We start from the raw sequence: 20,118 nt of genomic DNA on the forward strand, positions 1-20,118 counted from the left end.
GATGGCAGGCCTCTGGTTCGACCAGCTCGAAGTGGGTCAGACCTTCGACCACGCGATCCGGCGCACGGTGACCGAGACCGACAATCTGCTGTTCACGACGCTGTCGCACAACCCGGCGCAGCTGCATCTCGATGCCGAGTACATGAAGGACACGGATTACGGCCGCATCCTCGTCAATTCGTGCTTCACGCTGTCGCTGATGGTCGGCGTTTCGGTGGGCGACACCACGCTCGGCACCGCGGTGGCCAATCTCGGCTGGGACGAGGTGCGCTTCCCCGCGCCGGTGTTCGTCGGCGACACGCTGAGGATCGAGACCGAAGTGGTCGAATTGCGCGAAAGCAAGTCGCGCCCCAATGCCGGGATCGTCACCTTCGAACACCGCGCCTACAATCAGGACGAGGTGCTGGTCGCCACCTGCAAGCGCGCCGGACTCCAGCGCAAGACTCCGGGCGAAAGCTACGACGCCTGATCTTCCGGGATCAGGCGGCGTCCTGGGCGATCGGGAGCTCGATTTCGTGCATGCTGACGCGCTCGGCCACAGTCCGGTTGCGCCCTTCCTTCTTGGCCCGATAGAGCAGATTGTCGGCGCGCATGTAGTAGGCTTCCAGGCTGCTCGACTGCGCCGCCGCGTCGTCGAATTCGACGACGCCTTGGCTTGCGGTGACGATTCGATCGAGCGATGCGACCTCGCGCGCGATGCGGACGGAGATCGCGGCTCGGCGGCGCTCGGCGCGCTGGTGAGCGTTCGGTCCCCGCAACAGCAGCATGAACTCCTCGCCGCCCATGCGTATGGCCAAGGTGTCCTCGTCAGGGGCGAGCGCGCGACCGACCGCCGTCAGCACGTCGTCGCCGACGACGTGGCCGAACTGGTCGTTGATCGACTTGAAATGATCTAGGTCTAGCAGCGCGCAAGCGGTAAACCCGTCCGCCTGCAGCTCCTCGAAATGCTTATGGATCGCGCGACGATTCATCAGACCGGTCAATGGGTCACGCTCGGCGAGGCCTTCCATTTCCAGGGCCCGCTCGCGCGCCCGGTCGCGGTCCGCTCGCAACAGCATCACCCGGTCGGTCACGCCAATTGCGCCGATCGCGATTTCCCACACCATCGCGTAATAGACGATCGACATGTCGCTGTTGAGAAAGCCTCTCTGGCCCAAGCCTTTGATCGCCATGTCTGCGGCCAGAACCATCGGTGCCGACCATCCCACGATCTGGTAGCGAACCCAGCGACTGTTCCGGCGGACGGCCTGGATTATCGCGCCGACCAAGGATGCCAGCACGACCAGCATGGTGGCGCCGAACAGAGCGGGGCTCGGCACGACGAAGGCATTGAATGCGCCCACCCCGAGGATCGCTATACCCGCCCAGAGGAGCGCTGCTCGCGACAGCGGCGACAGGGCTTCGCGCTCGATAAAGCTGCGAGCGAAGAGACACGATCCGAACACGATGAGCGTGAACCCTATCCGCTCGAATGCGAGAAATGTGGATAGCGCCATCGCGGTCCATGAGACAATCAGGCCACTTGTCATGCCGATCGTCACGACCATGCCCAGGCACATCACCGCATACCAGGCGACGAAACTCTGCCGGAGGCCGATAGCCAGCATGATCCCGATGACGCAGGGCGCGAAAACGAGTCCGCTCAAAAGGGCGGCGAAAATCAGTTCATTCACTGGGCGAACCGACTGGTCCGGCGTCTCCAGCAGGGCGACGTGCGGCGGATCGCGATAATTCACATAGCCGTCGATCCGGACATAGACAGGGCCTGTTGCACCCTTGCCCTCGGGTATCGCGCCGACGACGTCATTGAACCCGGAGAGGCTGACCGTATCCGATGAGATGCGGTCGGAGTGAACCCGGCCGTCTTCGCCGATTGCATAGATCGTTATGTCGCCGAACGGTCGCGCTTCCATTGCGAAATGGCGGTAGCGATCCGACCCGGAACGTTCGAACTTGAGCCAGATGTAGGGCGCCGAATCGATCCTGTGATTATCGCTGCAATCCCAGCTTCGGTCGGCCCGGGCCGCTTCCAGGCTCGCCGCGCTGGAACTCGAGAGGACACAATCCGCCGGCAGCGTTTCGGCGCTGGCGGGCGCAGCCAACGCCGCGCCCGCCAGTGCGAGAAATGCACACAGCCGCTTTATCAACCACCCCATGCGGACGCCTTAGCGCAACATGGTTACCGAACCGGAAAAATCCCCGACAGGCGCGTGCCGGACCCGTCGGTACGGGGCGCAGGGTCAGCCGAGCACGTCTTCGAGCGAGCGGTATTCGTAGCCGAGCTCGTCGGCGACCGCCTTGTAGGTCACCTTGCCCTTGTGGACATTGAGGCCGGCGGCGAGGTGCTCGTCGGCACGCAGCGCTTCCTTCCAGCCCATCCGCGCGATCCGCAGTGCGTGCGGCAAGGTGACGTTGTTGAGCGCGTAGGTGCTGGTGCGCGCGACCGCGCCCGGCATGTTGGCAACGCAGTAATGGACGATGTCGTCGATGACGTAGGTCGGTTCGGCATGGGTGGTGGGCTTCGAGGTTTCGAAGCACCCGCCCTGGTCGATCGCGACGTCTACCAGTACCGCGCCGTTCTGCATGTCGCCGAGCATTTCGCGCGTTACGAGCTTCGGAGCGGCGGCCCCGGGGATCAGCACCGCGCCGATCACGAGATCGGCCTGGGTCACGGCATCATAGAGGTTGGCGCGGTTCGAGAAGCGCGTCGAGGCGCGCGCCTCGAAGAAGGTGCCGACCTTCTCGAGCACTTCGGGGTCGCGATCGAGGATCGTCACGTCGGCGCCGAGGCCGACCGCCATCTGCGCGGCGTTGAAGCCGACCACGCCGCCGCCGATCACCGCGACCTTGCCCGGCATCACGCCCGGCACGCCGCCGAGCAGCACACCGCGGCCACCATGCGCCTTCTCGAGCGCGCTGGCGCCGGCCTGGACGCTCATGCGCCCCGCGACCTGGCTCATCGGCTTGAGCAACGGTAGCTGCCCGCGCGGGCCGGTGACGGTCTCGTAGGCGATCGCGGTCACGCCGCTGTTCATCAGGTCGACCGTCTGTTCGGGGTCGGGCGCGAGGTGGAGGTAGGTGTAGAGGATCTGGTCTACGCGCAGCTTCGCGCGTTCGATCGCCTGCGGCTCCTTGACCTTCACGATCATTTCGCACTCGGCGAAGATCTCGTCGGGCGTATCGACGATCTTCGCGCCGGCCTCGACATACTGGTCGTCGGTCGCGTCGATTCCGGCACCGGCCTGGGTCTCGATCCAGACCTCGTTGCCCTGCGCGACGAGTTCGCGCGCGCTCTCGGGCGTCAGGCCGACGCGATATTCGTGGTTCTTGATTTCCTTGGGGCAGCCGACACGCATTTCGAAAGATCCTCTCACAATGTGCGCCGCCGATTAGACCGCTTGTCGAGCCCACGCAAACGTTGGTCGAAACGCTTCCAAAAGCGACCGTTTTCGTTACAAACCCCCACGAAATCGATCATGGAGAGACATTATATGACGCTGCGCCGAATCGCCCTCGCTTCCTCCACCGCCATCGCGCTTTCGCTGCCCTCGCTGGCGCAGGCGCAGGACGTGACGATCGTCCAGCCCGGTGCGGTCGGCGAGGAAACCACGGCGCTGAGCGCCGACGAAGCGATCAAGCTCGCCGATGCGAGCTACACCGAGGATGACGTCGCCTTCATGCGCGGCATGATCCACCACCATCACCAGGCGCAGTTGATGGCCGCACTGGCCGAGGACCGCACCAACCGTCCCGAACTGATCGAGGCCGCCGGGCGCATCGACGCGAGCCAGGGCGACGAGATCGCCTTCATGCGCACCTGGCTGACCGATCGCGGGCTCAAGGCGCCCGATCCCGCCATGCATGCCCAGCACGTGGCGATGGGCCACATGGAAGAGATGACCATGCCGGGCATGGCGACCAAGGAACAGATGGCCGAACTCGCGACGCTCAGTGGCGTGGCGTTCGATCGCATGTTCCTGCGCCTGATGATCGCGCATCACGAAGGCGCGCTGCGGATGGTCGAGGACCTGCTCGACCAGCCCGGATCGGCCTACGACCCGGCGCTGGCCGATTTCGCCGCCGACGTGCGCAACGAACAGCAGGCCGAGATCGACCGCATGGCGCGCTTGCTCGACAGCCTGTCGGACGATCCGCGCGCCACGCTCGCCGCGGGCTTCCGCGATGCCGGTGAAGCGGCGTGGAACATGCAGCTCGTTTCCGCGCAGCCCAAGGCACCGGGTTTCTTCGATCCCGAGAATCCGGCCGGCCTGCGGCCCGAAAAGCCCAAGAGCCCTGACTCCGAGGATGTCGAGGAAGTCGCCGAGGCAGACGAGGAAGCGGGCGAAGGCGATGCGCGCGAACCCTCGCTGGTCGAGCGCGCGCCGCTGTTCAGCTTCTCGAACACCGACATGGCGTTCCAGGATCGCACTTTGTTCGTCGGCAATTATCACGGCTTCCAGGTCTACGATCTCGGTGACGACGGCATTCCGACGCTCCGAGCCGCGGTGGTCTGCCCCGGCGGGCAGGGCGACGTCTCGGCGGTCGGCAATTTGCTGATCATGAGCGTCGAACAGACCCGCGGACGCAAGGATTGCGGCACCCAGGGCGTGCGCGAGGACGTTTCTGACGAGCGCTTCCGTGGCGTCCGCATCTTCGACATCTCCGATCCCTATCGCCCGAAACAGGTCGGTCAGGTCCAGACCTGCCGCGGCTCGCATACCCATTCGGTCGTTTCCGGCCCGGGCGAAGACAATACGTTGGTGATCTACAATTCGGGCACCAGCTTCGTGCGCGACGACGAGGAACTGGCCGGCTGCAACAGCGATTACGCCGCCGCCGATACCTCCTATTTCAGCATCGACGTGATCGAAGTCCCGGTCGACAATCCCGCCGCCGCACGGATCGTCGACAGCCCGCGCGTCTTCGGGATCGACGACAAGGTCGCCTCGCTGTGGCCGGGCGGCGATCACGGCGACGATACGCAGGACACCCGCCGTACCGACCAGTGCCACGACATCACCGTGTTCCCCGCCAAGAACATTGCCGCCGGGGCGTGTTCGGGCAACGGCATCCTGCTCGACATCACCAATCCGCGCGCGCCGAAGCGGATCGATTCGGTGACCGACGACGGTTTCGCCTACTGGCATTCGGCGACCTTCAACAATGACGGCACCAAGGTGATGTACACCGACGAATGGGGCGGCGGTGGCCGTCCGCGTTGCCGCGCGAAGGACAAGCGCAACTGGGGTGCCGATGCGATCTACGACATCGACGGCACCGAGCTCGTCTACCGCAGCCATTACAAGCTGCCCGCGCCGCAGACCGAAAAGGAAAACTGCGTCGCGCATAACGGCTCGATCATCCCGGTCCCCGGGCGCGATATCTACGTCCAGGCGTGGTACCAGGGCGGCATCAGCGTAGTCGATTTCACCGACAGCGCGAACCCGGTCGAGATCGCCTATTTCGACCGCGGCCCGGTCGACGAGAAGCAGCTGATCACCGGCGGTTACTGGTCGGCCTACTGGTACGGCGGCAAGATCTACGGCACCGAGATCGCGCGCGGTCTCGACGTGTTCGAGCTCGCGCCGAGCGAGCATCTTTCCGCCGCCGAAATCGCCGCCGCCAAGGCTGCGATCTACGAGGACGACCGCTTCAACCCGCAGCAGCAGACCGAAGTGACCTGGCCCGCCGAAGTGATGGCGCTGGCGCTGATCGACCAGCTGGTGCGCGCAGAAGCGCTCAATCCCGCAGAGGCGGCGATGCTCAAGGTTGTGGCCGAAGAAGGCCGGCCTTTCTCGGTCGTCGGGGCCGGGATGATCGCCAAGAAGATCGCCGAAACGGCCGATCCCGCGCAGGCCGCCCAGCTCGGAGCGCTGCGTGAAGCGCTCACGTCGATGAACGGCGGCTAGGCGATGGGGCAGCCCGCTCGCTTTAGAGCGGGTTGCCCATCTCGTCGCGGTAGATTTCGCGGCGGCCGACATGGTTGGCGGGGCCGACGAGGCCTTCGTCTTCCATCCGCTCGATCCACTTGGCGGCGGTGTTGTAGCCCACGCCCATCTGGCGCTGGATCCAGCTGGCGCTCGCCTTCTGGTTCTCGAACACCATCTGGCAGACCTGGCGGTATTGCCGTTCCTTGGGATCGTCCGATCCGGTGACGTCGTCGTCGAAGCCGAAGCCGCCATCCTCGGGCTCTTCGGTGACGGCGGTGACGTAATCGGGCTTGCCCTGCTGGCGCCAGTGATCGGCGACGCTCTCGACTTCCTCGTCTGATACGAAGGGCCCGTGGGCCCGGGTGATCGGTTCGGTGTTGGGCTTGTAGAGCATGTCGCCCTTGCCGAGCAGCTGTTCGGCGCCCTGTTCGCCGAGGATCGTGCGGCTGTCGATCCGGCTGGTGACATGGAAGCTGATGCGGGTCGGCAGGTTCGCCTTGATCACGCCCGTGATGACGTCGACCGACGGGCGCTGCGTCGCCATGATCAGGTGGATGCCCGCCGCGCGGCTCTTCTGCGACAGGCGCTGGATCAGCACTTCGACTTCCTTGCCGACGGTGACCATGAGGTCGGCGAGCTCGTCGACGATCACCACGACCTGCGGGGCTTCCTCGTAATCGAGCTGGTGTTCCTCGTACAATTCCTCGCCCGTTTCGGGGTCGAAGCCGATCTGCACGCGGCGGCCCAGCGGGGCACCCTTGGCCTTCGCCGCGCGGACCTTGTCGTTGAAGCTCTTGAGATTGCGGACCGAGAGCTCGGACATCATCCGGTAGCGACGCTCCATCTCCTCGACCGCCCATTTCAGCGAACGGACCGCCTTCTGCGGCTCGGTGACGACCGGCGCGAGCAGATGCGGGATGTCGTCGTAGCTCTTCAGTTCGAGCACCTTCGGATCGATCAGGATCAGGCGGCACTCTTCGGGAGTGAAGCGGTAAAGCAGCGAGAGCAGGATCGCGTTCAAGCCCACCGACTTGCCCGAGCCGGTGGTGCCTGCGACGAGCAAATGCGGCATCGCGGCGAGATCGGCGACGATCGGTTCGCCCGAAATATCCTTGCCGAGGATGATCGGCAGCCGTCCCTTGTGGTCGGCGAAGGCGGGATCCTCGATCAATTCCTTGAGCATCACCGTCTGGCGCTCGGCATTGGGCAGTTCGATGCCCATCACCGTGCGTCCCGGAATCGGCGAAACGCGGGCCGAGATCGCCGACATGTTGCGCGCGATATCGTCGGCGAGGCCGATCACGCGGCTGGCCTTGATCCCCGGCGCGGGCTCGAGCTCGTACATCGTGACCACCGGCCCGGTGCGCACTGCGCTGATCTCGCCCTTGACGTTGAAATCGTCGAGCACGGTCTCGAGCAACCGTGCATTGCGCTCGAGTGCGAGCTTGTCGAGCTTCTCGACCTTGCCCGGCGGCGGATCGGCAAGCAGCGTGGCGGCGGGGAGGTTGTAGCTGTCGAACAGGTCGCGCTGCGGGGCCTTGGCAGGCGGCTTGGTGCGTTCGCGCGGTGCTGCGGCGTCCTCGATCCGGGGAGGCTTACGGATGGGTCGTTCCGGCGCGGCATCGCCATCCTCCCCTCCGGTATCCTCGATCCGCCGGGCCGGGCCGAAATCGGCATCGTCATCGGTGTCGAAGCGCGCGGTGATTTCGCGCGTCTTGCGTTTGAGGAAGCCAGGCAACTTGAACAGCGGGCTCCAGTCGATCGCGAAAAGCCGGGTGACGATGGTCGCCCCGATCGCCAGCGCGACGAGCCCGAGTCCGCCGATGATCCAGCCCGAAAACGCTTCGGGGGCGAGCCCAGCGAGCGCCTCGATCCCGCGGGCGCCGAGCAGGCCGGCGATCCCGCCGCCCGAGGCCGGAAGCACCGAGCCGCGCCCGTCGACAAGCAACGCGCCGACGGTGGCGAGCATGACGATCGCGACCAGCAGCAGGCCGACCGGCTTCCAGCGCGGCCACAGCCCGCCCTCCTCGGTCGGACCGGTCCACAGGCCGCGCCCGAAGACGTAGAGCAGCGGCAGGAACAGGACGCAGGCCGGACCGACCAGCATCAGCACGAAATCGGCGATCCACGCGCCCGCAGTGCCCATCCAGTTCTCGACCGGTCCGCCCGCGGCGGTCGAGGCGGAAGGGTCGGTCTGGTGATAAGTGATCAGGGCGATCGCGAGGAACGCGGTCGCCGCGAAGAACACCAGCGCGCCGCCGATCTGTGCGGCGCGCGCCGATGTCTGGCGCAAAGCCTCGCGCCATTCGCCTTCCTTGCGCCGCTTGACCGCGGTCGATGCCATTGTCGTGACCCCTTGAGTAATGCTGGTCACCATGCCCGAGTGCGGATTCCGCCGTCAAGCGGAGTGTGTCGGATGGTTAGGACAGTCCGTCGATGGCGCCCCAGCGGGGCCAGCCCAGTTCGTCGGCGCGTTCCGGCGTCATGCCGCCAAGCGCGATGACCGGCAACGCCGTGTGCTGGGCGAGGAGGTTGAAGCCGATCGAGCCGAGCGTCGCCCCGTCCGGATGCGAGCGCGAGGGGAAGACCGGCGAGAGGAAAATGCCGCCCGCGCCCGCCGTTTCGGCGGCTTCGATCTCGTCGGCGTTATGCGCGGTGGCGAGGAAGAGCCCGGTACGCCAGGCCTCGGCAAACGGGCTCCCGTAAGTGCCGTCGGCCCCGGCGAAACGCTCGTCGCCGCGCGCGACGATCACGAGATGGTCGCGCGCCTTCGCCGCGCGGGCGAGGGTCCGGAACCGGTCGAGCCGGGCCGAATCGTCGAGATGGTAGTGGCGGAAGACGAAGCCCGATCCAGCTGGCAACCGTGCCAATGCGTTTTCCAGCCGCGCGTCGTTGCGCGCGTCGCTGAGGAGCCAAAGGAGGGGGAGGGGCTGGCCTGTCGTCACCGGCACGTTATAGCGCGCCAGCATGGAAAAGGCAGATACCCCGCTCGCAGACGTCGAACAGCGCATCGCCAGGGCGTGCCGGATCGCCGGGCGCGATCGCGACGAGGTTGAACTGATCGCGATCTCCAAGACGCACGATGCCGAAGCGATCGCGCCCCTGCTCGAGCAGGGGCACCGGATCTTCGGCGAGAACCGTGTGCAGGAAGCGCAGGCCAAGTGGCCCGAACTGCGCGAGCGCCACGGCGATATCCAATTGCACATGGTCGGCCAGTTGCAGTCGAACAAGGCGGAGGATGCCGTCACGCTGTTCGATTGCATCCATGCGCTCGACCGGCCGAGTCTCGTCAAGGCGCTGGCCAAGGCGTTCGACAAGGCCGAACGACAGGTGCCGTGCTTCATCCAGGTCGATATCGGCGAGGAGGAGCAGAAGGGCGGCGTCGCGATCAAGCAGCTCGAGACGCTGATCGCGCAGGCGCGCGACGCGGATATCCCGCTGCTCGGCCTGATGTGCGTGCCCCCGCTCGAGGTCGAGCCCGCGCCCTATTTTGCGCTGCTCGGCAAGCTCGCGCAGGATAACGGGCTGGCCGGCCTGTCGATGGGGATGAGTGGCGATTTCGAGACCGCGATCAAACTCGGGGCGACGCATCTGCGCGTCGGCTCTGCGCTGTTTGGCGCCAGAGACTGATCGGCGCGACTGGCGCAAGAGAAAAGGGCGCCCCCGCGAGAGGGCGCCCTGTCAATCACCAGATAGCGGCGCGGTAGCCGCCGGACGGTTCGATCAGAACTTCCCGCGCAGCGTCACGCCGAAGGTGCGCGGCTCGGCGAGGAACGCCGAATAGGTCTGCTGCGGCGCAACGAAGGGCGTGTTGAACGCGACCTGCGTGTACTGTTCGTCGAACAGGTTCTGGACCCAGCCCTCGATCGAGAACGCCCCGCCGATATTGGTCAGGCCGATCCGGCCGTTGACCACGACGTAGCCGTCCTGCTCCTTGCCGTAGAGCAGGTCCGAGCCGGTGTTGTAATCGTCGACCGCGCGGGCGTTGAGATAGAACAGGCCGCGCATCCCGCTGTCGCCGATTTCCGGCGTCCAGGTGAACGACATGGTCCCGATCAGCTCGGGGGCGTTCGACAGGTTGTCGTCGGGCAGCAGTCGCAGCGCCGGATCGAGCGGCTCACCGGTGTTCGAACCGACCAGGTGGTCTTCGTAGCTGGTGTCCGAATAGGTGATGCCGAGCGAGGCGCGAACATCGCGAACCGGGCTGATCGCGGCCTCGATCTCCACGCCCTGCGCGACGACGCCGTTCTTGACCTGGTCCGCGGCACAGGCCCCGGTGGTGGCGCTGGCATCGCGATCGGCACCCTGCAGGTCGGTTTCGCAGCCATTGATGTTCTGCACGAGGAAGACCGAACCGTTGAAGGTGTTCAGCTGGAAGTCGCTGAATTCCTGGTGGAATGCGGCGACGCTCAGGCTGAATTTCGGGATCGCGTACTTGAAGCCGACTTCGTAGGAATTCACCGTCTCGGCGTCGAACTGCAGGTTCGCGGTGTTGAGGTTGGCAACGTTCAGCGTGAGCGGGTTCGACAGCGCCGAGCGATCGAGGTTGAAGCCGCCGGCCTTGTAACCGCGCGAATACGAACCGTAGATCAGCAGGTCGTCGAGCGCCTTGTAGCTGAGGATCGCGGTGCCGGTGAACTGGTCCTCGTCGCGCGAGTCGGCGATCGTCACGCCGTCGAGTTCGGAGGTCGAGTTGCCCTGGCACGAGAGCGCCAGGATGCCGCCGGCGAAACCTGCGAGGGCCGGGACCGCGAGCAGCGGGCCGACGATCGCGCGGTTGGTCGGGCAGACCGTGTTGTCGTTCCCGAAGCTCGCGTCGAAGTCCTTGCTTTCGCTGGTGTAACGCAGGCCAAGCGTGATGTCGAAGCGATCGGTGACGTGGAAGATATTATGCGTGAACAGCGCGAAGTTGTCGCTGGTCTGGTTGTAGATATCGCCCGTCCCGCCGGCATCGCTGATCGACGCGAGATTGTTGAGGCCGGCCACGATCGCGGGCGTCGCGGCACCGAAGACCGCTCCCGAATTGAGGATGGCGAAGGCCGTCGGACTGAAGCAGTTCTGCTGGGACGGATCGGGTACGGTCACCGGAAGCGCCGGGTCGAGCGCGATCGCCAGGCGGCAGGCCACGAACGTTCCGTAATCATCGCCGAAGCGCAAGTTGTCGCGCGTCTGCAGCTTCTCGTTGGCGTAGTAGCCGCCGACCAGCCAGTCGAGGACCCCGTCGAACGCGGTGCCCTGCAGGCGGACTTCCTGCGTGAAGGTCGCGAATTCACGCGCGCCGGCGAATTCGCCCGGGGCACGGTAGAGGATGTCGACCTGGGTGTAGTCGGTGTCCGAGGCCTGGGTATTCGAATATTCGCGATAGGCGGTTATCGAGGTCAGCGAGGCATTGCCGAGATTGTAATTGATCTCGGCGCTCACCCCGTAATCCTCGGTATCGCCTTCATAGGTGCGACCCGGCGTGACATAGATATCGCGATTATAGGTGCTCTGCGTGAAGGCACGCGGATCGTTGCCGAGGCCGATCAGGATCGGGATGATCGGGTTGGCGGTCGAGGTCAGCGGTGTGCTGCCGGTCGGCCGGGTGAACGGATCGAGTCCCGGGCTGACCAGCGCGAGCGGCGCGACCTCGGGCTGGACGAAGGTCGCGGCGCAGCAGGCCTCGTCCTTCTTCGAATAGTCGCCGACGAGGCGAATCGAGAGATCGTCGCTCGGCTCGAACAGCAGCTGGCCGCGAACGAGGTAGCGATCGCGATTGTTGACGTCGGTGTTGTTGACGACGTCGTTGTAGAAACCGTCGCGGCTGAAATAGATGCCGTCGATGCGGCCCGCGACGGTGTCGCCGAGCGGGGCGGTGATGCCGGCCTCGATGCGCAGCGCATCGTAATTGCCGTAGGTCAGCGCGCCGTAACCGCCGAGCGTGAATTCGGGCTGCGCGGTGTAGATGCTGATCAGGCCGGCGGTGGAGTTGCGCCCGCCGAGCGTGCCCTGCGGGCCGCGCTGGATTTCGATCCGGTCGAGCGGGCCGAGCTCGCTCAGCGCGTTGCCGGAGCGCGAGCGATAGACGCCGTCGATGAAGACCGGGACCGAACTTTCGAGACCGGGGTTGTCGCCGACCGTGCCGATGCCGCGGATACGCGCCGAACCGTTGGCTTCGTTGCCGGTCGAGGAGACCAGCAGCGAGGGCGCGACCTGGTTGAGTTCGCGGATATCGGTGGCGCCCGATCGTTCGAGCTCGGCGGCGTTGATCGCAGACACGGCGACCGGGACATCGGCGAGTTCCTGCTGGCGCCCCTGGGCGGTGATGACGATCCGGTTCTCGGCTTGCGGTGCTTCGGCCGTTTCCTGGCCATCGTCCTCGACCGATGCGTCGTCTACATCCTGTGCGAAGGCGGGGAAGGCAAGACCGCTTCCCAGCAGTGCGATGGCGAAAAGAGAGCTGCGCGTCTTCGACACGCGGGCGAAGCGATGGGTCATTTGATTGTGTCCTCTCCAACACGCCGGCCAAGCCCGTCCGGCGTCAATTGCGTCCCGGTGAGAGGAATCTATGCCAGCCCTGACTCCAATGCCAAGGGTTTTGTTACGGAAATGCGTGAGACGGTGCAGCTGTGCAACATATGTGCGTCAGTGGCGATAGCCTTCGAGCTCGTCGCCGGAGAGGGTGACGACATGCAGCAGGTTGGTCGAGCCGGGCGTGCCGAAGGGGACGCCTGCCAGGGTGATCAGCTTTGCGCCGGCCTTGCCGAAGCCGTGACGCAGTGCCATTCGCTTGCCCTTCGCGATCATCTCCTCGAAGCTGCCGATATCGCGCGTGTGGATCGCATGCGCGCCCCACAGCAGCGCGACCCGACGGGCGACTTCGACCCGCGGTGTGAGCACCAGCATCGGCACCGAAGGGCGCTCGCGTGCGACGCGGCGGGCGGTCGATCCCGATCCGGTGAACACGACGATGCCCGACAGCACCACCGTTTCGGCGATGGTGGCGCAGGCATGGCTCAACGCGTCGGCGGTGGTCGCGTCGGGCAGCATCTCGGCGAAGTGGACCCGCGCGCCGTAGCCCGGATCGCGCTCGACCTGCTTGGCGATGCGATCCATGATCCCGACAGCCTCGGTCGGCCACTTGCCGACTGCGGTTTCGGCCGAAAGCATCACCGCATCGGCCCCGTCATAGACGGCGGTGGCGACGTCGGAGACCTCGGCGCGGGTCGGCGCCGGATTCTCGATCATGCTTTCGAGCATCTGCGTGGCGACGATCACCGGCTTGCCCTGGCGGCGTGTGAATTCAACGATCCGCTTCTGGATCGGCGGAACCTCCTCCGGCGCGAGTTCGACCCCGAGATCGCCGCGCGCGACCATGATGCCGTCGGACAATTCGATGATCTGGTCGAGATTGCGAAGCGCGGCGGGCTTCTCGATCTTGGCGCACAACGCGCCCTTCGGTCCCATCAGGCGGCGGCACTCGGCGACGTCCTCGGCGCGCTGCACGAAGCTCAACCCGATCCAGTCGCAGCCCTGCTCCATCGCGAAGGCGAGGTCGCGGCGATCCTTGTCGGTCAGCGCCGGGACCGGGATCAGTGCGTCGGGCACGTTGACGCCCTTGCGGTCCGAAATCGGCCCGCCGACCTCGGCCGTACACAGGATCTCGTCCTCGGCGGCCCGGATCACCCGCAGTTGCAGCTTGCCGTCGTCGACCAGCAAGCGCTGGCCCTTCTCGAGCAGGTTGAACAATTCGGGATGCGGCAGGCTGACACGGTCGTCGTTGCCGGGCTCGTCCTTTCGATCGAAGGTGAAATGCGCGCCGTGCTTGATGAAGGCCTTGCCGCCCTCGAACTGGCCGACCCTCAGCTTGGGGCCCTGCAAATCGGCGAGGATCGCGATCGGGCGGCCCGCCTTCTTCTCCTGTTCGCGGATCGTGGCGATCGTCGCGGCGTGGAAGTCGTGGTCGCCGTGGCTCATGTTGACGCGGAAGGCATCCGCCCCGGCCTTGATCAGCGCACCGATCGTCTCGCCATCATTGCTCGCCGGACCGAGCGTGGACAGGATCTTCACTTTGCGCCCGCGCGGCTGTGGGTAGGCCATGATCGTACGTGTTTCCCTCGTCTGGTCGGGCCGCCCTATGGCAAAGATGCGACAGTTGAAAGGCGTATGGCGCAGCAAGCCGCGCAGAGAACCGTTTTGCCGGAATTATCCACGTGCGCGGCTTTCGCACGGGGCCGTGCAGCCGCTAACAGCGCCGCCAATCGATTCTCATTCCAGACTACGGAGCTTAAATTGGCCGAATCCACCGACGACCGCCTGCGCCTGCTGATCGAACGCATCGAGCGCCTCGAGGAAGAAAAGAAGGGCATCGCCGACGATATCCGCGACGTCTACGCCGAGGCCAAGGCGGTAGGTTACGACACCAAGATCATGCGCCAGATCGTCCGCCTGCGGAAGATGACCCCCGACGATCGGGCCGAGATGGATGCCATCCTCGACACCTACAAGGCGGCGCTCGGCCTCGGTTGACGCCATGCCGGCGGCGGGCGCGCTCGCCCGCCGTCAGGCGACCGCGAGCGCCTCGCCGCCCAGCACCAGCGCGATGAAGGTCGCGTTGTGCAGCATGTGAAGCAGGATGCTCGACCACAACCCGTGCATGACGCGCGCATAGGCGAACAGGATCCCGGCGATGAATTGCGGGATCACCAGCGGCCACAGCATCTGCTCGGTGTCGGCATAATTGCCGAGATGGATCGCCGCGAAGCCGAGCGTGCTGAGCCAGAAGAACAGCGGAAAGAGCCTGGCGAACCAGCCGAAGGCCGGTCGGTCGCGCAACACGTAGGCCGAACCCAGCGCGAGGACGATGCAGCCGGTTACCAGGAACACGGTCGTTGCCGCGCCGAACGATTGGTCGAAGAGATTGCCGATCGCCAAGGCCAGTGCGAGCAATGCGATCGCCGCCAATGCGCCCGGCCGCCCCGACAGCCAGCCGCGAAACGCGATCTCTTCGCCGATCGGCGCGAACAGGACGATGAAGGCGATCATGCCAGGCCCGAGATCGATCGATTCGAGCTCGTTGCTCGGCAGGTCAAACCCGGCGCCTTCGATCGCCACGAACACCAGCAGCGCGATGCCCATCAGTACCATGTCGAGCGCATAGAGCTTGATCGTCGCGAGCAACGAAGCTGGCGAGATGCCGCTCATCGACTGCGGCAGGCGCGGGCGGATCGCGAAGCGCGCGACGTCGCCCCACGCCGGAACGATGCCGCGCGTGTCGACGAGGCTTGAGGATTGATCGGTCATGCGGCTATTGCGGCCCCCAATAATTCTATTCCTCCACCGCTAACGCGAGTTCCCATGGCAGGCCATTCCAAATTCAAGAACATCATGCACCGCAAGGGTGCGCAGGACAAAAAGCGTTCGAACCTGTTTTCGAAGCTCAGCCGCGAAATCACCGTCGCGGCGAAGATGGGCGCGCCCGATCCCGACATGAACCCGCGCCTGCGGCTGGCGATCAACAATGCCAAGGCGCAGTCGATGCCGAAGGACAACATCCAGCGCGCGATCGACAAGGCGAGCGGCGGCGACGACGAGAACTACGAAGAGGTCCGCTACGAGGGCTACGGCCCGGGCGGCAGCGCGATCATCGTCGAGGCGCTGACCGACAACCGCAACCGCACCGCCACCGCCGTGCGCACCGCGTTCTCGAAGAACGGCGGCAATCTCGGCACCGAGGGCAGCGTCGTCCACGGCTTCGAACGCCTGGGCTTCATCCTCTACCCGGCCGATGCCGGAAGCGAGGACAAGGTGCTCGAGGCAGCGATGGAAGCGGGCGCGGAGGACATCACCAGCACCGAGGACGGGCACGAGATCTGGACTGCGGCGGACGACCTCCACCAGGTCGCCAGCGACCTCGAAAAGGCGCTGGGCGAGGCCGAGACGGTCAAGCTGGCGTGGAAGCCCAACCTCACCGTCGAGATGGACGAAAAGGACGCCGGCACGCTGCTCAAGCTGATCGACGCGCTCGACGACGATGACGACGTCCAGACCGTGTGGGGCAATTACGACATCTCCGACGAGGTGATGGACAAGCTCGACGCGTAACGCGCAGAACTGACAGTGATCATCCTCGGCCTCGATCCTTCACTCAGTTGCACCGGCTGGGGCGTGATCCGGGTCGAGGGATCGCGCATTGCGCATATCGCCAACGGGCAGGTGCCGACCGATGCGAAGGCGCCGATGGCCGCGCGGCTTGCGACGTTGCAATCCGCGCTGGCCGAGGTGATCGCCACTCATGGGCCGACCCGCGCCGCGGCGGAGGAAGTCTTCGTCAACAAGAACCCGCAATCGACATTGAAGCTCGCGCAGGCGCGCGGGGTGGTGCTCGCGGCTTGTGGTGCGGCGGGCCTCGACGTCCGCGAACATGCCGCGCGACTGGTCAAGAAGGCGGTGGTCGGGACCGGCGGTGCCGACAAGCGCCAAGTCCAGGCGATGCTCAAGGTACTGTTGCCGGGGGCCGAGATCGCCGGTGCCGACGCCGCCGACGCCTTGGCAGTTGCGATCGCCGACGCGCACCTGAACTAGCGCAGCTGGCTGTCCTTCGAGCCGCGGCGATTGATCGCGGAATGGCGGACTGAACGGTCCTCGCCCGACTGGCACTCGACACATTTGCGCACACCGGGCACCAGCTCGCGACGCTTCTCGGGGATCGGCTCGCCGCATTCGTCGCAATGGGTCGCGCTCGGCCCGCGATTGAGGCGCGCACGCGCGGCGTCGACCGCATCGCGCACGGTGTCGTCGATCTGGTCCTGTACCGCGCCGTCGCGGGTCCATCCGCCTGCCATGTCGGATCCTCGAAATTGCTTGTTCCTCAGATATATGGGGTTTCGGTCGCGAATTTCCAGTTGGCGGAGCGAGGCGGTCCCTTCCTTGGCGCGGAGGGCTGTGGCAGGGTCCTCGCCATGATCGCGAAACTCACCGGCACGCTCGACGATTTCGGCGCCGACTGGGCGATCGTCGACGTCGGCGGCGTCGGCTATCTCGTCCATTGTTCCGTCCGCACGCTCGAGGCGCTCGGCGCGCGCGGCGATGCGGTGACGGTGTTCACCGACCTCCAGGTGAGCGAGAACGACATGCGCCTGCTCGGTTTCGCCGATGCGGGCGAGCGCGACTGGTTCCGCCTGCTGACCCAGGTGCAGGGCGTGGGCAGCAAGGTCGCGCTGGCGATCCTCTCGGCGCTGACCACCGGCGAATTGCGCGATGCCTGCGCGAGCGGCGACGCCGCGATGGTCGCCCGCGCGCAGGGCGTGGGGCCGAAGCTGGCGGGCCGGATCGTCAACGAGTTGAAGGACAAGGCAGGCGCGCTGCCCGGTGGCGGGGGGATCGCCGGTGTCGCCGCCTCGCCTGCAGGCAGCGCCAGCGCCGATGCGGTCAGCGCACTGCAGAACCTAGGCTTCAAACCCGCCGTGGCCGCGCAGGCCGTCGCCCGCGCGCAGGAGGAGCTGGGCGAGGACGCCGGCGAAAGCGAGCTGATCCGCGTCGCGCTCAAGCGAGCTGCGGGTTGACCCTGCGCACCGCCTCCTGCCTGTGCGGCGCGCTGTCGGTCACCTGCGAGGGCGATCCGTTCCGCATCTCGGTCTGCCATTGCCTCGATTGCCAGAAACGCAGTGGTTCCTCCTTCGCCGCGCAGGCGCGCTTTCCGGCGAAGCAGGTGACGGTGACCGGCGAGGCGAAGGTCTGGGTCCGCACCGCCGACAGCGGCAAGACCAGCGACCACCATTTCTGCCCGACCTGCGGCGGCGAAGTCTGGTACGTCGCCGAACCCTTCCGCGACATGATGGCGATCCCAATCGGCCGCTTCGCCGATCCCGCGTTCCCGCCGCCCGAATATTCGGTCTATGAAGAACGCAAGCACGACTGGGTGCAGATCGTTGGCGACGGGGTCGAGCATTATGACTGAGCCAGAACGCATCGATGCGATGGAGAGGCGATGATGAAATACGCAATTGTCCTGCTGGCGCTTGTCCTCGCGACGCCCGCAGCGGGGCAGGACATGTCGTCCTTCACCATGGGGCCGGTGTTCGAGGAGTTCGGGCCGGTGGCCGATGTCGAGGCGGACATGGACCTGCCCGACAACGCCTATTTCCGGGCCGCGTTCGACGCTGCCAAGGGGGCCGAGGACGGCAAGCTCAATTCCACGCTCAATGGCGCCGCGCGCTTCATCAACATGCATGTCCGCGCCGGGGTACCCGAAGAGCGGATCGACGTCGCGGTGGTGGTGCATGGCGGCGCAGTGCTCGACCTGTTGCGCGCCGAACCCTATGCCGCGCGCAAGGACGGCGCCGAGAATGCCAATGCGCCGCTGGTCGCTGCGCTGGTCGAACACGGCGTGCGAATCATCGTCTGCGGCCAGAGCGCGACCGCGCTGGGCGTCGCCAACGAGGACCTGCTGCCGGGGATCGAAGTCGCCCTCTCCGCCATGACCGCCCACGCCCTGCTCCAGCAGCAAGGCTATACGGTAAACCCGTTTTGAGTGTCGACGTATGATCTTGGTTCGAGGCATTAAGGGTAACCTCAAATTGAACCCCGCCATTAAATTATGGGGTGGGTTGGGCTTGCTCGTCGTCTTGATTGTCTGGGGAGTGGTTTCGAAGGTTCTTAGTGCTCAAGACGAAATGCAGGAATGCGCATCGGAAGGTGGTGTATGGATCGGCGCAATGCCGCTTCGCATAGGCATGCTGAGAGTGCTTGACGGTCGCTGCGAGCAAATACGCCAAGGCGAGAAGAAATGGTGACCGAACCCGCCCCCCTCCATACCCCCGATCGCCAGCCGGACGATCCCGATGCGGCGCTGCGGCCGAAATCGCTGGCCGAGTTCATCGGGCAGGAAGCCGCGCGTGAGAACTTGCGGGTGTTCGTCGAGGCCGCGAAGGGTCGCGCCGAGGCGATGGACCACGTGCTGTTCTTCGGCCCGCCGGGGCTGGGCAAGACCACGCTGGCGCAGATCGTCGCGCGCGAGCTGGGCGTGGGGTTCCGCGCCACCAGCGGGCCGGTAATCGCCAAGGCGGGCGATCTCGCCGCGATCCTCACCAATCTCGAAGCCAACGACGTGCTGTTCATCGACGAGATCCACCGGCTCAATCCGGTGGTAGAGGAGGTGCTCTATCCGGCGATGGAGGACCGCGCGCTCGATATCATCATCGGCGAGGGGCCCTCGGCGCGCAGCGTGCGGATCGACCTGCCGCCCTTCACGCTGGTCGGAGCGACCACGCGGCAGGGGTTGTTGACCACGCCGCTGCGCGATCGTTTCGGCATCCCGGTACGGCTCAATTTCTATACCGTCGACGAGCTCGAACGCGTGGTGACGCGCGGGGCAGGCAAGCTCGGCCTGGCGATCGACAGCGACGGCGCGCGCGAGATCGCCGGGCGAGCCCGCGGCACGCCGCGCGTCGCCGGGCGGCTGCTGCGCCGTGTGCGCGACTTCGCGCAGGTGAAGGACAGCGGCACGGTGACCCGTGCGGTAGCGGACGAGGCGCTGACGAAGCTCGAGATCGACCGGCTGGGTCTCGACGCGCAGGATCGCCGCTATCTCCGCATGATCGCCGAGACCTACAAGGGCGGGCCGGTGGGCGTCGAAACGCTGGCGGCGGGTCTTTCCGAGCCGCGCGACACGATCGAGGAGGTGATCGAGCCCTTCCTGATCCAGCTCGGCCTCGTCGCGCGAACCGCGCGCGGGCGCTGCCTCAACGAGGACGGTTGGAAGCACCTCGACATGGCGCCGCCCAAGGGCGGGGCCGGAGGACAGGCGGGGCTGTTCGGCCCGGGCAAGTAGCCCGCAACCCGAAATTAACCAAAAAACCGTGTCAATCGTGGACGCGCAGCGTTATAAGGCAGGCGCTTGGGGTCCGAATCCCGGATTGGGACGGATTGGGAGGGTTAACGCGATTGCGCGTACATCCTTCCTTTGCCTTTCTGATCCATGACCAAATGGGACACGGAGCGGTTAACGCCGATTCGCGTCCGGTGGACACCAAGAGGGCAATATGTCGGTAAAAATGGCTTTGGCGAAACTGGCGGCGGCGGCTGCGGGCGGTGCGCTCGTTGGCGGCGGCGCGGTGCACGTGGCGGAAGCTCCGGCCACCGATGCGCCATCCTACAAATCCGGCAAACAGGCCAAGGGCACCAAGACGGTCAAGCAGGTGAAGCGCCC

At 65.7% G+C, this 20,118-nt stretch carries 18 protein-coding genes; 10 read left to right on the forward strand and 8 right to left on the reverse strand.

The genetic code is table 11. The annotated features are described in order from the left end of the window. The first annotated feature begins 1 nt into the window (after position 1). Positions 2–469 carry a MaoC family dehydratase gene (locus IEW49_RS00655; protein ID WP_188640869.1) on the forward strand — a complete coding sequence of 156 codons (468 nt, stop codon included), beginning with the start codon at positions 2–4 and terminating at the stop codon, positions 467–469. A gap of 10 nt (positions 470–479) precedes the next feature. Here the strand turns inward: IEW49_RS00655 and IEW49_RS00660 are convergent, their stop codons facing one another. Both IEW49_RS00660 and ald read right to left on the reverse strand, forming a co-directional pair. Next, positions 480–2,156: a GGDEF domain-containing protein gene (locus tag IEW49_RS00660; protein ID WP_188640870.1), complete on the reverse strand. Its 1,677-nt coding sequence runs from the start codon at positions 2,154–2,156 to the stop codon at positions 480–482. An 84-nt stretch (positions 2,157–2,240) separates the two neighbouring features. Beyond that, on the reverse strand, positions 2,241–3,356 hold the full coding sequence (gene ald / locus IEW49_RS00665; RefSeq protein ID WP_188640871.1) for an alanine dehydrogenase: 1,116 nt from the start codon (positions 3,354–3,356) through the stop codon (positions 2,241–2,243). A gap of 135 nt (positions 3,357–3,491) precedes the next feature. Here ald and IEW49_RS00670 point away from each other — a divergent pair, with 135 nt between their 5' ends. Beyond that, a complete protein-coding gene (locus tag IEW49_RS00670) occupies positions 3,492–5,909 on the forward strand; it encodes a DUF305 domain-containing protein (protein WP_188640872.1) in 2,418 nt (805 codons plus the stop codon). 22 nt (positions 5,910–5,931) lie between these two features. Here IEW49_RS00670 and IEW49_RS00675 read toward each other — a convergent pair whose 3' ends face one another. Continuing rightward, positions 5,932–8,274 (reverse strand): DNA translocase FtsK, encoded by a 2,343-nt coding sequence (locus tag IEW49_RS00675; protein WP_188640873.1) that lies wholly within the window; start codon positions 8,272–8,274, stop codon positions 5,932–5,934. 76 nt (positions 8,275–8,350) lie between these two features. Continuing rightward, a complete protein-coding gene (locus IEW49_RS00680; protein ID WP_188640874.1) occupies positions 8,351–8,899 on the reverse strand; it encodes a thiamine phosphate synthase in 549 nt (182 codons plus the stop codon). Between IEW49_RS00680 and IEW49_RS00685 the strand changes: the two genes are divergently transcribed. Next, the gene (locus tag IEW49_RS00685) at positions 8,898–9,560 is read left to right on the forward strand and encodes a YggS family pyridoxal phosphate-dependent enzyme (RefSeq protein WP_188640875.1); all 663 of its coding nucleotides are present in this window, start codon (positions 8,898–8,900) and stop codon (positions 9,558–9,560) included. The two genes, IEW49_RS00680 and IEW49_RS00685, sit on opposite strands and share 2 nt — an antisense overlap. A gap of 93 nt (positions 9,561–9,653) precedes the next feature. Here IEW49_RS00685 and IEW49_RS00690 read toward each other — a convergent pair whose 3' ends face one another. Both IEW49_RS00690 and pyk read right to left on the reverse strand, forming a co-directional pair. Beyond that, positions 9,654–12,407: a TonB-dependent receptor gene (locus IEW49_RS00690; protein WP_188640876.1), complete on the reverse strand. Its 2,754-nt coding sequence runs from the start codon at positions 12,405–12,407 to the stop codon at positions 9,654–9,656. Positions 12,408–12,554: 147 nt separating this feature from the next. After that, complete coding sequence (gene pyk, locus IEW49_RS00695; RefSeq protein WP_188640877.1) at positions 12,555–14,009, reverse strand: pyruvate kinase; 1,455 nt, start codon at positions 14,007–14,009, stop codon at positions 12,555–12,557. Positions 14,010–14,201: 192 nt separating this feature from the next. On the opposite strand from pyk, the gene IEW49_RS00700 reads away from it, so the two are divergent. Further along, a complete protein-coding gene (locus IEW49_RS00700; protein ID WP_188640878.1) occupies positions 14,202–14,438 on the forward strand; it encodes a DUF2312 domain-containing protein in 237 nt (78 codons plus the stop codon). Between the two features lie 33 nt (positions 14,439–14,471). Here the strand turns inward: IEW49_RS00700 and IEW49_RS00705 are convergent, their stop codons facing one another. Next, a complete protein-coding gene (locus IEW49_RS00705) occupies positions 14,472–15,212 on the reverse strand; it encodes a CPBP family glutamic-type intramembrane protease (RefSeq protein WP_188640879.1) in 741 nt (246 codons plus the stop codon). Between the two features lie 54 nt (positions 15,213–15,266). Between IEW49_RS00705 and IEW49_RS00710 the strand changes: the two genes are divergently transcribed. Continuing rightward, positions 15,267–16,013 carry a YebC/PmpR family DNA-binding transcriptional regulator gene (locus tag IEW49_RS00710; protein ID WP_188640880.1) on the forward strand — a complete coding sequence of 249 codons (747 nt, stop codon included), beginning with the start codon at positions 15,267–15,269 and terminating at the stop codon, positions 16,011–16,013. A gap of 15 nt (positions 16,014–16,028) precedes the next feature. Further along, the gene (gene ruvC, locus IEW49_RS00715; RefSeq protein WP_188640881.1) at positions 16,029–16,493 is read left to right on the forward strand and encodes a crossover junction endodeoxyribonuclease RuvC; all 465 of its coding nucleotides are present in this window, start codon (positions 16,029–16,031) and stop codon (positions 16,491–16,493) included. Here the strand turns inward: ruvC and IEW49_RS00720 are convergent. Next, a complete protein-coding gene (locus IEW49_RS00720; protein ID WP_188640882.1) occupies positions 16,490–16,753 on the reverse strand; it encodes a DksA/TraR family C4-type zinc finger protein in 264 nt (87 codons plus the stop codon). The two genes, ruvC and IEW49_RS00720, sit on opposite strands and share 4 nt — an antisense overlap. Positions 16,754–16,870: 117 nt before the next feature. On the opposite strand from IEW49_RS00720, the gene ruvA reads away from it, so the two are divergent. The 4 genes from ruvA to ruvB all read left to right on the forward strand — a co-directional run bounded on the left by ruvA (position 16,871) and on the right by ruvB (position 19,740). Further along, positions 16,871–17,473 (forward strand): Holliday junction branch migration protein RuvA, encoded by a 603-nt coding sequence (gene ruvA, locus IEW49_RS00725; RefSeq protein WP_188640883.1) that lies wholly within the window; start codon positions 16,871–16,873, stop codon positions 17,471–17,473. Continuing rightward, on the forward strand, positions 17,470–17,868 hold the full coding sequence (locus tag IEW49_RS00730) for a GFA family protein (protein WP_188640884.1): 399 nt from the start codon (positions 17,470–17,472) through the stop codon (positions 17,866–17,868). Before ruvA ends, IEW49_RS00730 begins: the two co-directional genes overlap by 4 nt. 33 nt (positions 17,869–17,901) lie before the next feature. After that, the gene (locus IEW49_RS00735; protein WP_188640885.1) at positions 17,902–18,441 is read left to right on the forward strand and encodes a DsrE family protein; all 540 of its coding nucleotides are present in this window, start codon (positions 17,902–17,904) and stop codon (positions 18,439–18,441) included. Between the two features lie 255 nt (positions 18,442–18,696). Further along, complete coding sequence (ruvB, locus tag IEW49_RS00740) at positions 18,697–19,740, forward strand: Holliday junction branch migration DNA helicase RuvB (RefSeq protein ID WP_188640886.1); 1,044 nt, start codon at positions 18,697–18,699, stop codon at positions 19,738–19,740. Positions 19,741–20,118 lie beyond the last annotated feature (378 nt).

Source organism: Pseudoblastomonas marina, from assembly GCF_014641655.1.
Taxonomy (GTDB): Bacteria; Pseudomonadota; Alphaproteobacteria; order Sphingomonadales; family Sphingomonadaceae; genus Alteriqipengyuania_A; species Alteriqipengyuania_A marina.

What these genes read in the sequence shown, in the direction of transcription:
- ruvA (WP_188640883.1), top strand. Translation starts at nt 16,871, where the DNA reads ATGATCGCGAAACTCACCGGCACGCTCGACGATTTCGGCGCCGACTGG.
- IEW49_RS00690 (WP_188640876.1), bottom strand. Translation starts at nt 12,407, where the DNA reads ATGACCCATCGCTTCGCCCGCGTGTCGAAGACGCGCAGCTCTCTTTTC.
- IEW49_RS00685 (WP_188640875.1), top strand. Translation starts at nt 8,898, where the DNA reads ATGGAAAAGGCAGATACCCCGCTCGCAGACGTCGAACAGCGCATCGCC.
- ald (WP_188640871.1), bottom strand. Translation starts at nt 3,356, where the DNA reads ATGCGTGTCGGCTGCCCCAAGGAAATCAAGAACCACGAATATCGCGTC.
- ruvB (WP_188640886.1), top strand. Translation starts at nt 18,697, where the DNA reads ATGGTGACCGAACCCGCCCCCCTCCATACCCCCGATCGCCAGCCGGAC.
- IEW49_RS00670 (WP_188640872.1), top strand. Translation starts at nt 3,492, where the DNA reads ATGACGCTGCGCCGAATCGCCCTCGCTTCCTCCACCGCCATCGCGCTT.
- IEW49_RS00655 (WP_188640869.1), top strand. Translation starts at nt 2, where the DNA reads ATGGCAGGCCTCTGGTTCGACCAGCTCGAAGTGGGTCAGACCTTCGAC.
- IEW49_RS00710 (WP_188640880.1), top strand. Translation starts at nt 15,267, where the DNA reads ATGGCAGGCCATTCCAAATTCAAGAACATCATGCACCGCAAGGGTGCG.
- IEW49_RS00720 (WP_188640882.1), bottom strand. Translation starts at nt 16,753, where the DNA reads ATGGCAGGCGGATGGACCCGCGACGGCGCGGTACAGGACCAGATCGAC.
- IEW49_RS00675 (WP_188640873.1), bottom strand. Translation starts at nt 8,274, where the DNA reads ATGGCATCGACCGCGGTCAAGCGGCGCAAGGAAGGCGAATGGCGCGAG.
- pyk (WP_188640877.1), bottom strand. Translation starts at nt 14,009, where the DNA reads ATGGCCTACCCACAGCCGCGCGGGCGCAAAGTGAAGATCCTGTCCACG.
- IEW49_RS00735 (WP_188640885.1), top strand. Translation starts at nt 17,902, where the DNA reads ATGAAATACGCAATTGTCCTGCTGGCGCTTGTCCTCGCGACGCCCGCA.
- IEW49_RS00680 (WP_188640874.1), bottom strand. Translation starts at nt 8,899, where the DNA reads ATGCTGGCGCGCTATAACGTGCCGGTGACGACAGGCCAGCCCCTCCCC.
- IEW49_RS00705 (WP_188640879.1), bottom strand. Translation starts at nt 15,212, where the DNA reads ATGACCGATCAATCCTCAAGCCTCGTCGACACGCGCGGCATCGTTCCG.
- IEW49_RS00660 (WP_188640870.1), bottom strand. Translation starts at nt 2,156, where the DNA reads ATGGGGTGGTTGATAAAGCGGCTGTGTGCATTTCTCGCACTGGCGGGC.